The 11443-nt window shown below is 73.0% G+C and carries 12 protein-coding genes; 11 read left to right on the plus strand and 1 reads right to left on the minus strand.

The window, feature by feature from the left end; translation table 11 throughout:
* Positions 1–37: 37 nt before the first annotated feature.
* Together ACZ466_RS10560 and ACZ466_RS10565 are read left to right on the plus strand one after the other, a co-directional pair.
* Positions 38–1015, plus strand: a complete 978-nt coding sequence (locus ACZ466_RS10560; protein ID WP_378287217.1) for an alpha/beta fold hydrolase — start codon at positions 38–40, stop codon at positions 1013–1015.
* A 67-nt stretch (positions 1016–1082) separates the two neighbouring features.
* Positions 1083–2597, plus strand: a complete 1515-nt coding sequence (locus ACZ466_RS10565) for an MFS transporter (RefSeq protein ID WP_378287218.1) — start codon at positions 1083–1085, stop codon at positions 2595–2597.
* Here the strand turns inward: ACZ466_RS10565 and ACZ466_RS10570 are convergent.
* Entirely contained in the window at positions 2585–2881 is a 297-nt protein-coding gene (locus ACZ466_RS10570) for a Dabb family protein (protein ID WP_378287219.1), read from the minus strand. The genes ACZ466_RS10565 and ACZ466_RS10570 overlap by 13 nt on opposite strands.
* Positions 2882–3023: 142 nt before the next feature.
* On the opposite strand from ACZ466_RS10570, the gene ACZ466_RS10575 reads away from it, so the two are divergent.
* The 9 genes from ACZ466_RS10575 to ACZ466_RS10615 are packed head-to-tail and all read left to right on the plus strand — an operon-like array spanning position 3024 to position 11400.
* On the plus strand, positions 3024–4676 hold the full coding sequence (locus ACZ466_RS10575) for a nitrilase-related carbon-nitrogen hydrolase (RefSeq protein WP_378287220.1): 1653 nt from the start codon (positions 3024–3026) through the stop codon (positions 4674–4676).
* A 12-nt stretch (positions 4677–4688) separates the two neighbouring features.
* Positions 4689–5492 carry an oxidoreductase gene (locus tag ACZ466_RS10580; RefSeq protein WP_378287221.1) on the plus strand — a complete coding sequence of 268 codons (804 nt, stop codon included), beginning with the start codon at positions 4689–4691 and terminating at the stop codon, positions 5490–5492.
* Complete coding sequence (locus ACZ466_RS10585) at positions 5489–6418, plus strand: alpha/beta hydrolase (RefSeq protein WP_378287222.1); 930 nt, start codon at positions 5489–5491, stop codon at positions 6416–6418. The genes ACZ466_RS10580 and ACZ466_RS10585 overlap by 4 nt, the downstream gene beginning before the upstream one ends.
* An 8-nt stretch (positions 6419–6426) precedes the next feature.
* The gene (locus ACZ466_RS10590; protein WP_378287223.1) at positions 6427–7572 is read left to right on the plus strand and encodes an aromatic ring-hydroxylating dioxygenase subunit alpha; all 1146 of its coding nucleotides are present in this window, start codon (positions 6427–6429) and stop codon (positions 7570–7572) included.
* Positions 7569–8306 (plus strand): hypothetical protein, encoded by a 738-nt coding sequence (locus ACZ466_RS10595; RefSeq protein ID WP_378287224.1) that lies wholly within the window; start codon positions 7569–7571, stop codon positions 8304–8306. Before ACZ466_RS10590 ends, ACZ466_RS10595 begins: the two co-directional genes overlap by 4 nt.
* The gene (locus ACZ466_RS10600; RefSeq protein ID WP_378287225.1) at positions 8299–9246 is read left to right on the plus strand and encodes a hypothetical protein; all 948 of its coding nucleotides are present in this window, start codon (positions 8299–8301) and stop codon (positions 9244–9246) included. Before ACZ466_RS10595 ends, ACZ466_RS10600 begins: the two co-directional genes overlap by 8 nt.
* Entirely contained in the window at positions 9243–10040 is a 798-nt protein-coding gene (locus ACZ466_RS10605) for an SDR family oxidoreductase (protein ID WP_378287226.1), read from the plus strand. Before ACZ466_RS10600 ends, ACZ466_RS10605 begins: the two co-directional genes overlap by 4 nt.
* Complete coding sequence (locus tag ACZ466_RS10610) at positions 10037–10660, plus strand: hypothetical protein (protein ID WP_378287227.1); 624 nt, start codon at positions 10037–10039, stop codon at positions 10658–10660. Before ACZ466_RS10605 ends, ACZ466_RS10610 begins: the two co-directional genes overlap by 4 nt.
* Positions 10657–11400 (plus strand): maleate cis-trans isomerase family protein, encoded by a 744-nt coding sequence (locus tag ACZ466_RS10615; RefSeq protein ID WP_378287228.1) that lies wholly within the window; start codon positions 10657–10659, stop codon positions 11398–11400. Before ACZ466_RS10610 ends, ACZ466_RS10615 begins: the two co-directional genes overlap by 4 nt.
* The last annotated feature ends 43 nt before the right edge of the window (positions 11401–11443 follow it).

Here is an 11443-nt window from a genome sequence, read left to right on the forward strand (position 1 = left end):
CTCTAGAGAAACGGGGTTGGTTGCCTTCGGAGGCAGCATGCGCGTCCATGCCATCCGCACCCTCGCCGCCACCACCACCGCCGCACTCGCGGTGACCGCTCTCGGCCCCATCGCCCCCGCCCAGGCCGCGGTCACCCGCGTCCAGACCACCGTCGAGATCCGCTGCGCGTTCACGATGCTGAACCAGAGCGCCGACTGGTACCTCCCGGCGGGTTCCCCGAAGGGCCTGGTGTGGCTCCAGCACGGCTTCGCCCGCGCCAACGACCACATCGCGGATCTGGCCGGGAAGTACGCCTCGGCCGGCTACCTGGTCTTCGCGCCCACGCTGCCCTCGGCCCACCTGCTGGGCTGCACGCTGCAGAACATCGGCAACAACACCGACTTCCTCGGCAACGTCGCCGATCTGTTCGGCAAGATGGCGGATCCGTCCGACAAGCTCGGCCGGAGCTTCGCCAAGGCGAAGGCCGAGGCGGGCCGGCCGGAGCTCACCCTGCCGGACAAGCTCGTCTTCTCCGGGCACTCGGCGGGCGGCGAGGCCGTCACCTACGTCGCGGGCCGGATCCGCGGGAACCACCCGGCCGCATGGGCGCGAGTGCGCGGCCTGGTCCTGCTGGACCCGGTGAAGTCGTTCATCGGCGGCAACCTCGACACCGGCCTGGACGCGCTGCGCGGGACCGGGCGCACGGTCCGTACGATCTCCGCGCCCGACGGCATCTGCAACAACAGCGGAAGCGGGACCGACGCCGTCCAGGCCAAGGTGAGCGGACCGTTCGTCGGCGTCCGCCTCACGGGCGGCGCGCACACCGACGCCGAGGGCGCCAGCACCGACGCCGTGGGCACCGTCGCGTGCGGCACGCCCAAGGCCACCGACATCGCGGCCCTGCAGACATTCGCGGGCGCCTGGGTCAAGGACGCCTTCGACGGCACCCAGACGGCCGCGTACCTGCCCGGCGGTTCCTACTACCAGGGCCTGCTGAACGCCGGCCAGATCGAGACGCTGACCGGCGCCTCCTGACCCGGCGCCCCCCGACCGGGGCCACCGCACCACCCGCACGCTGTCTCCACCGAGAGAACGGGGCACGATGACCGCCACCACCGAACCCTCACCGGCCCCGCTCCCCAGGATCACGGCGTATGCCGGGCGGCCGCCGGTCCCCGTCGATCCGGGGCGGGCCGCCCCGTTCGGCTGGTGGCCGGCGGTCTGCGTCGCCCTGGTGGCGCTGATCGACCGGGTCGAGGCCAACCTGATGGCCGGGGCGCTCCCCCGGATCCAGGAGGAGTTCGGCTTCTCCGACACCGCCGGCGGCGCCATCGCCACCGCCGCCGCTCTGGCCGGGGTGATCCTGCTCATCCCGGCCGGGCGGCTCGCGGACCGCACCCGGCGGACCTGGACCATCGCCGCCGTGGTGGCGGTCTGGTCGCTGCTGACGCTGGGCAGCGGCCTGGTCCAGTCGTACGCGACGCTGTTCGCGGTCCGGGTCTTCCTCGGCGGGGCGGGACTGCTCTACAACCCCTCCGGCTCCAGCCTCATCGCCGACTACTACCCCGGCCCCGGCCGGGCCCGCGCGTACGGGCTGGAACGCTTCGCCTACTACTCCGGCCTGCCACTGGGCATCATGGCGGGCGGCGCGCTGGCCCAGGCCTTCGGCTGGCGCATGATGTTCTTCCTGGTCGCCGTGCCGGGCGCCGTCATCGCGCTGCTCTGCCTGACCGTCCGCGAGCCGGTGCGGGGCCTGGGCGACCGCATCGAGGCCATGCGCGCCGGCCGTGCGGACGCCACGCCCGGCACGCCACCGGACCCGGCACCCGACACGACACCCGACACGACACCGGACCCGGCACCTGCACAGGCGCCGGGCACGGCGGGCACGGCGGGCACGACGGGCACGACGGGCACGACGGGCACGACGAAGACCGCGGGAGCGGCGTCCCCGGAGCCGGTGGCCGCGCAACTGCGCACCCTGCTGGCCATCCCCACGCTGCGTTCGGTGGTCCTCGGCCTGACGATGCTGTTCTTCGGGCTCGGCGGCCTCTTCTACTGGATGCCCAGCTACTACCAGCGCGCCTACGACCTGGCCGAAGGGCCCGCGGCCGCCATCGCCGGGGGCGTGGGGCTGGCCGGAATGGTCCTCGGCACGCTGCTGGGCAGCCGGTACGGGGACCGGCGGCACGGCCTGTCCCCCGGGTGGCGGGTCCACATCGGCGCGATCGGCCTGGCGATCGGCACCGCCGGCCTGGCGGGGGCGGTGCTGATCCCGGCGCTGCCCGGGCAGATCGCGTTCTACTTCCTGGCCAACACCGGCTTCTCCATCGCGATCCCCAACCTGACGGCGGCCACCGCCGACGTCGTCAGCGCCGACCGCCGGGGGCTGGGATTCGCGGTGCTCCAGTTCCTGATCACGCTGGGCGGCGCGGCGGGACCGCTCCTGGTGGGCGCGGCCTCCGACCTGACCGGCTCGCTGCGCGGCGCGTTCACCGCACTGCTGCTGCCGCTGCTGGCGGGCACCCTGGTCACCTTCGGCGGGCGGCGGCACTACGACGCCGACGCCGACGCCGCGGCGGCCCGCGCCGTCCCGCCCGCCGGTCAGCCCTCGTGATCGCCGCCTTCGTAGTCGACCACGGAGCGGGCGGCCAGCCGCGGCCGGAGCCAGCCGGCCGCCTCCAGGTGGGCCGGATGCTCCTGGTAGCCGCGCAGTGCCTCCGCCGAGTCATGGGTGGTGGTCATGCACAGGTCGAAGGACGCCTCCGTGCGCAGAACGTCCAGCCCGACGGTGATGGAGCGGATCTCGGCGACCCTGCCGGCCAGTCCTTCGAGCAGTTCCTTGGCGTGGGGGGCGTCGGCCGGGTCGGTGAACTTCATCAGGACGACGTGGGTGAGCATCCGCGGGCCTCCGGGCTGGTCGGGTGAAGTTTCCGCCTCGGGGATCTGGCGGGCGGGTGGACCGCGATTGTAGAGTTTGGAAACGCCGTTTCGCTAGTGGAACCAAGTCCGCAGAACCGCCCTTCGAGAGCCGGGAGGCCGCATGGGATCGGTCCGGGTCGCCGCCGTCCAGTTCGCCGCCGGCCTGGACGTCGCCGGCAACCTCGCCACCTGCCTGCGGATGGCCGACCGGGCGGCGGCGGAGGGGGCGCGGCTCATCGCGTTCCCGGAATTCTGCAACCGGCTGTCCTGGTACGAGGACCGCGCCAGCGCCCGCCGGCACGCCTGCACCCTGGACGGTCCGTTCCTGACCGCGATCGCCGCCAAGGCCGCCGAGCACCGGGTCCATCTCAAGATCAACGTGACGCTGGCCGAAGCCGGCCGGGTCACCGTCGCCGGCCTCCTGTACGGCCCGGACGGCGCGCTGCTCGGCCGGTCCGACAAGCTCACCCTGATGGGCGCCGAGGGCGACCACCTCGATCCCGGCACCACCGCCGGACCCGTCATCGCCACCCCGCACGGCAGGCTCGGCCTGTACTCCTGCATGGAGGGCGTCACCAGCGACGTGCCCCGGGACCTCGCGGTACGCGGCGCGCAGGTGCTGCTCAACAGCCTCAACTCCTTCGCCACCGACGAGGCGAGCCTGCACGTCCCGGTCCGGGCCGCCGAGAACAGGGTGTGGGTGGTGGCCGCCAACAAGGTCGGCCCGCTGCTGCCCGCCGACCTGCTGCCCGCGATCGCCGGGCGGCTCGGCGTGCCGCCCGGCCTGCTGGACGGCGCGGGCGAGAGCCAGATCGTCGCCCCCGACGGGACGGTGCTGGCCAAGGGGCCGCGCACCGGCGAGGCGGTCGTCGTCGCCGACATCGACCCCGCGCTGGCCGACCCCAAGACCCGCCCGGACGGCACCGACGTGTTCGCCGCCCGCAGGCCGAGGCTGTACGCCCCGATCGTCCGGCCGCCGCTTCCCCGCACCGCCGCGCCCGGTGCGGGGAAGCTGGCGGCCGCCGCCGTCCGCTCCCCCGACCTGACCGGCGAGACCGCGCGGGCGGGCGCCGAGCTCATCGTCCTGCCGGAGCTGGCGTTCGGCACCGGCGCCGACCCGGCGGCCGTCGTCGAGACCCTGGCCCGCGCGGTCGAGGGCACCTCCGCGCATGTGGTGACGAGCGTGCGGGCGGGCAGCGCGCACACCGCCTACCTGGTGAACGCGGACGGCCTGGCGGGCGGCCAGCCCCAGCTGCACGCCAGCTCCCGGCACGCACCCTGGGCCACCGAATACGGCGAGCGCCTGGAGATCTTCACGCTGCCGTGGGGACGCCTCGCGCTCGTCGTCGGCGACGACGCGCTCTACCCCGAGACGTTCCGGCTCGCCGCCATCGCCGAAGCCGACGCCGTGGCGGTGCCGTTCACGCCGCTGGAGGAGTGGGAGACCGCGCTCGGCCTGCCCGAGCGCGCCGCCGAGAACCGGCTGAACGTCATCGCCTCCGGTCCGGAGGACGGCCTCGTCCTGGCCCTCCCCGCCGACTTCACCCTGTGGACCTCCTGGGACGGGCCGTTCGAGGGCCGCATCAGCCATCCCGTGGTCACCCGCGCCTCCCGCCCCGTCACGATGGCGGCCGTCCACCCCGCCCAGGCCGTCAACCGGCTCGTCTCCAAGAACACCGATCTGGTCGGCGGGCGTCCCGCGCACGCCCTCGCCGCGCTGGCCGCGCCGGCCGGCGACGCGCCTGCCGGCGAAACACCCGCCGTCACGCACTGAGCGGAGCCCCCTTTGAAGGAAACCCTGCGTCACGTCGAGCAGATGCTCGACGAGTCCCCCGTCATCGACGTGACCGAGACCCTCCACCGCTACGAGTCCATCCTGACCGGGCTGAAGGCGAAGATCGACGCGCGGTTCGAGCTGTCCCGGGACCCCTCCACCGAGGCCCTGGAGTCGTACGGGAACCCTCCTGAGAGCCCCGGCGGGCGGCTGGCCGCCTACAGCGGGCCCGAGGTCGACTGGATGGTGCATTCCTGGCTCGGCGATCCGACGGCGGGGTTCGCCAATCTGCACCTGACCGTGTGGCTCGGCCCGCACATCCGGGTCCCGCACCTCGGCATCGCGCTCCTGGTCTGGCCGGAGGGCTGGTTCTACGTCGACTCCGTCCCGCGTACCAACCTGCTCGCCGACGGCGCGTACTACGACGCCTACTACGGGCCCCTCGACGAGGCGTGGCTGGCCGTACGGGAGGAGAACCCGGAACTGGAGTGGTTCACCAGCCGCGCCGGCTTCATCCGGGCGAGCCTCTCGCCCACCGCGCACTGCTATTCCTTCCCCCGTTCGGAGAAGAACATCGACCTGGTCGAGCGGCTGCTGGACGAGCACGTGGACCGCTGGCTCGGCTGGGTCGACGAGGCCGCGCCCGTACCCGGGGAGGAACGGGCCGCGCTGGCCGCCGCCGACCTCGCCGCCCGGCGCAACATCGCCGAACGCGACCCCGCGAACGTGATGGGCGTCCGCTACTTCGGCGAGGAGACCACCGACCGCCTCGTCCGCGCCCTGTGGGGCGGCGACCGAGAACTGCCGCGCCCATGAACGTGCGTTCCCTGTGGTGGCCGGCCGGAACCGGCGGCCCCTCGCCGTTCGGTACCGCCCACCTGAAGGTCTACTATCCGGCCCGGGCCGAGGGCACCGACGCCGAGCGGCTCACCGGGGTGTTCCCGCCCGATCCGGCGGGCGCCCCGTACCCGGTGGTGCTGTTCTGCTCCGGCGTGAACGTCGAGCAGGCCGCCTACCGGCCCCTGGCGGCCGGCATCGCCGCCGCCGGCTTCGCCGTCGTGACCTTCGACCGGGTCGCCGAACTGTTCGGCGGGCAGTACGGGCTGACACCCGGCGTGGACGTGGACGCGGCCCGGCCCGACGCGTACGGCACCCGTCCCACCTGCCCGGCCATCCCCGCCGTGCTGGACGCGCTGGGCGGGATCGACCTGCTCAAGGGGGTGCTCGACCTGGACCGGATCGCGCTCGGCGGGCACTCGGCCGGCGGCACCGTCGTGCTCCAGTCGGCCCGCTTCGTCCCCGGTGTGCGGGCCTGCTTCGCCTACGGCACCCACACCATGGTCGCCACCATGCTGGGCTGGCCGCCCGGCACCGTGCTGCCCGCCCAGGCCGACTGCCCGGTGCTGCTGGGCGTCGGCACCCGGGACGGCGTGATCGCGGGCAGCTCGGACCGGTACGGCGAGCCGGTCCCGTCCGACCCGGTCACCCGCACGTTCACCGAGGCGCTGGCCGGCCCCGGCGACCTGCTCGCCGTGGTGAAGGGCGCCAACCACTTCGCCGTCGCCGACCCGGTCGACCCGACCGCGGCCCGCGCCTTCCTCGACCTGGACCCCGACACCGACCCCGGCGAGAGCCGCCGTGCCTTCACCGACCTGGTCGTGACGTTCCTGCGCGCCCACGTGCGCGGCGAGGACGTGACCCCGAACGCCGACCCGGCGCTCATCGACCTGCGGCGCCGATAGGGAGCCCCATGCTCAAGAACTTCTGGTACGCGGTCGAGTTCGCGCACGCGGTCACCCGTGCCCCGACGAAGGTGACGTGTCTCGGCCAGGACTTCGTGCTCTACCGCAAGCGCGACGGGAGCGTGGTCTGCCTCTCCGATCTGTGCGTGCACCGCGGCGCCGCCCTGTCGGCGGGCTCGCTGGTCGGCGACCGGATCGCCTGCCCGTACCACGGGTGGCAGTACGAGCCGGACGGCGCCTGCGCGAAGATCCCGGCCAATCCGGAGGGGCGCGGCATCCCCAAGAAGGCCCGGGTCGACTCCTACCCGGTCCGCGAGCAGGCCGGGCTGATCTGGGCGTTCCTCGGCGACCTGCCGGCGGAGGAGCGCCCGCCGATCCCGGCGTTCCCCGAGCACGAGGACCCCGCGTTCAGCACCGTGTACGTCGACATGGTCATCGAGGCCAACTACGAGCGGACGTTCGAGAACGTGGTGGACGCCGCGCACACGCCGTTCGTGCACGGCACCCGGTTCGGCAACCCCGACAAGCCGCAGATCCCCGACTACGACATCACCGAGGACGACTGGTCGGCGGTGGCCGACATCCGGCTCAGCCCGCCGCCGGCCCGGGGTCTGTGGAAGCGGCTCTACAAGGAGCGGCCCGCGGAGGTCGTGGTCACCAACGGCTGGTACCTGCCGAACATCGTCAAGCTGCACGTCCGGCTGCCGTTCGGCGACATGATCCTCTACGACCACAACATCCCGCTGAGCCGGGACCGCACCCTCGTCAAGATCGTCGGGTACCGCAACTTCTTCACCGGCAGGTGGGCCGACCGCGACGCCCGCAAGCGGATCCGCAGCATCCTGCTGCAGGACAAGCCCGTGGTGGAGAGCCAGCGCCCCGAACTGCTGCCCTACGACCTGCCCGACGAGCTGCACCTGCGCAGCGACGCCCTCCAGGTCGCCTACCGGCGGCGCCGCCAGAAGCTCATGGCCGACGGCTGGTGGGTCGGCGACGACGACGCGGCGGTGGCCGGCGGCCGGGCCGGGAACGCCGCCGTCATCCCCTCCCCGGCCCGCCGGGAGAACCCCGAGCTGGCACGGGCCTGGCAGCACCGCGCCCGCGGCGCCGACCCCCGCCCCCGCGAACGGACCACCGAAGGAGAGAGCGAGTGAGCGTGTCGCGGCCCAAGGCCCTGAGCGACCGGACCATGGCGGCGCTGGCCGGCATCGAAGAGCTGACCACCGTCCGCGCGAAGGACCTGACCGGACCGATGTCCCCCGAACCGGTCGGCACGCTGGAGGTCCTGCGCGGCGAACGGATCGCCAAGATCGTCCGCATCGGCCTGACCGTCGAGGCCATCGGCATGGACAGCCACATGGTCTTCGCCTTCACCGGCACGGAGTCGGCCGTCCCGCACTTCACGCTCGACGCGGTCATGGCCGGCGGGAACCTGGCGTACCACATCGACCTGGTGCCGCGCGCCGACCTCGGCGCGCACCTGGAGTACGTCAACGCGGTGTTCCAGCCGCTGACCCCGGCCTACGAGGAGGTCCGGGAACGGTTCGGCCCGTCCACGGCCGCGATCGGGCCCCGCCAGCACGCCATGATGTCGCCCTGGATGCTCGTCGACCGGGCCACCGAGGAGCAGTTCGACCAGATCGGCGCCTACCTCGACCGCTACTTCGAGCACTGGCGCGAGCTGCTGGTGAAGGGCGTCCCCGACGACGTGCTCGGCACGCTCTCCGACACCGGCCTCGCCGCGCGCGACGCCCGGAACCGCGCCGCCCTCTTCAGCCCGGAGGTCGACCCCGTCTGGGCGAACGTCGCCCGTCTCCTCGGCGACGAGCAGGCCGAGGAACTCCGTGCCGAACTGCTCACCAACGAGACGGGGGCCTCCCATGGCTGAGCCGAGCGAGTGGCAGACCCGGATCGCCGGCGAATGGCACGGCCGCCCGTCGCTGTTCGACGCCACCGGCACCTGGCAGGGGTACGAGGACATCCGCCGCTCCTCGGTGTTCGAGAACGGCAGCACCACGTACTACATGGACGGCGGGCTGGAGGGCGGCGGCCCGCTGGCCGGGAGGTTCCGGCTGGGGGCGCCGTTCGCGTTCGGCGTGGTCGACTCCGACAGCGACCGGGTCTACACCGGGCCCGACTTCCACGGTACGGGGCAACCGTACGGCGGGTTCGTGGACGCGCACTACTACGGACCGGGCTGGCAGGTGGACCTCAACACCTGGAACCACGTGCTGCCCGACGGCGAGACCCAGGTGTACTCGTCCACCCTCTACCAGGGGTGGGCTCTGGTGGGCTGCTTCAACGGCGTCTACAGGCGCAGCACCGACTACGACACCAACGCCGGGACCCGGGCCGAGATCGAACGGTTCCTGGACGGCGAGACCCGGAACGGGCCGGTCCCGTACGTCCTCCCGACCAAGGCGAGCGGCGCGTACAGCGGAACGTGCGAGCTGTGGGGCGCCGACCAGAAACCGGCCGGTGAAGTGGCCGTGTCGATCGAGCTGGAGCCCCTCGACCTGCTGCGCACCCGCCATCGCGTCACCTGGTCCGGCGCGCTCGACCGGAACCACACGGTGGACGTCCGGCGGGACGGGTTCCGCTCCTTCTACGAAGGGCCGGGCGCCTGGGGCAACGCCCAGGCGTTCGGGCGCGCCAACTACCCCGTCCTGCACTTCGGCGACGTGTGGAAGGCCAAGGGCCGCGAATTCATGATCGACGCGCGGCCGGGGATGTCCGCCGGCGAGACGCTCGCGGTCGTGTACGAACTGTTCAAGGGCAACGTCCTCGCCGGCGTCCTGCACGGCGTGCTGGCCTGGGAGGCGGCATGACCGGGAGCGGGCCCGCGGTCGTCGTCACCGGCGGCACCCGCGGCATCGGGCTCGGCCTCGCCCGGCAGTTCCTGGCCAGGGGCGCCCGGGTGGCGATCTGCGGCCGGTCGCCGGAATCGGTCGGCAAGGCGCTGGCCGAGCTGGGCGACGGCGCGGTCGGGGCCGTCTGCGACGTGGCCGACCGCGACCAGGTGCAGGCTCTCTGGGACGAGGCCGCCGGGGCGTTCGGCCGGATCGACCACTGGATCAACAACGCCGGGGTCTCCACCGCCCGGCGCCCCCTGACCGAACTGCCGCCGGACCAGCTGGAGACGGTCGTGTCGGCCAACCTCCTCGGCGTCCTGCACGGCAGCGCCGTCGCGGTACGGGGCATGACGGCCCAGGGCGGCGGCACCGTGTGGAACATGGCCGGACTCGGCAGCGACGGGCGGACCGTGGCGGGGCTCATCGCGTACGGGGCCACCAAGCGCGGCAGCGACTACCTCACCACCGGCCTGGCCAAGGAGGTCAAGGGCGGGCCCGTGAAGGTGGCGCACCTGTCCCCCGGCATGGTCGTCACCGATCTGCTGATCCGGGACTACTCCCCCAAGGAGCTGGCGAAGGCCAAGAAGGTCTTCAACATCCTCGCCGACCAGGTGGAGACCGTGACGCCCTGGCTGGCGGACAAGGTCCTGGCCGGTACCCGCAACGGCGGCACCGTCGCCTGGCTCACCACCCCCAAGATCATGGGACGGTTCGCGCTGGCCACGTTCCGGAAGCGCGACCTGTTCGGGGACGCGGAGCGCCCGGCATGACCGACTACCCGATCGCGCTGGCCGCCGAGGACTTCGTCCCGGTGGCGCTCACCGCCGCCGGCGTGATGCTGCTGCGGCACCGGCACCCCCTGGTGCCCGCTGCGGCGGGCCTGCTGCTGGCGGGCGGGTTCGCGAAGGCCGGCTGGAAATTGATCGTCGCGCTCGACGGCCCCGACCTGCCATGGCTGTACCACGCGCTGTTCCCGCTGCTGGCCCTCGGCTTCACGGTGCTCGCGTACGCGCTGTCGCGGGACCTGCGCCGCACGCCGCACGCCGCCGTGCTCGCCGTCCCGCTGTCGGCGGTGCTCGCGGCCGCTGCCGTCCTGCGCGACACCTGGCCCGCAATGGTGTGGACGATCATCGCCGTGACCGTCGTGGCCGTGCTGCTCGTACGGGCCGCCCGCCGCGAGGGAGACGTGCTCGCGGCGGTGCTGTTCGGGCTCTGGCTGGCCGGTCAGTACCTGCTCGGCCCGATGGCGGCCAGGTCCGAGCAGTCCATCGCCCTGCAATGGGTGGAGCAGTCCTGCAACACCGTCGCGCAGGCGGCGTTCGCGTTCGCCGCCTGGCGGCTCGCCAGGACGGCCCGCGAGCCCGTACCGACAGGGAAGGAAGCGGCATGACCGATGCTCTCGGCTGGCGGCGCAAGTTCGGAGTGATCGCGCCGTCCACCAACACGATCGTGGAACCGGACTTCTCCCGGATGGGCGTCCCGGGCGTGACGTCCCACTTCTCGCGGATCCACATCCGCGACCAGAACATGGCCGGCGACGCGGGCATGGAACGGCTGCTGGAGCAGATCCGCGACGAGATCGGCGCGGCCTGCGAACGGGTGCTGACCTGTGAGCCGGACTACATGGTGATGGGCATGTCCGCCGAGACGTTCTGGGGCGGCGTGGCCGGCAACAAGGAGTTCGTCAAGCAGATCCACGACATCACCGGCCTGCGGGTCGCGACCGGCGCGGAGGCCTGCGAGCGCGCCCTGCACCTTTACGGCGCGCGGCGCATCGGGATCGTCACCCCGTACCAGCCGGTCGGCGACGCCAACGTCGAGCGGTTCTTCACCGAGCTCGGCTTCGAGGTCGACCGCATCATCGGCCTCAGGTGCCCGACCGCGGTGTCGATCGCGCACGTACCCGAGAAGGACCTGCGGGAGGCGCTGCAGGAGCTGACGCGGGGCGAGGTGGACGCGCTCGTCCAATGCGGCACCAACCTGTCGATGGTGCGGCTGGCCGACGAGGCCGAACGCTGGCTGGGCCTGCCGGTCATCGCCATCAACGCCGCCACGTGGTGGATGGCACTGCGCGACAACGGCGTCCACGACCGGGTGTACGGCGCGGGCGCCCTCCTGCGCGAACACTGATCCCGTCCGGAACCGGGCCGCACGCTCACAAGGTCGGGCCGGA

This window comes from Actinomadura rugatobispora (assembly GCF_055379765.1).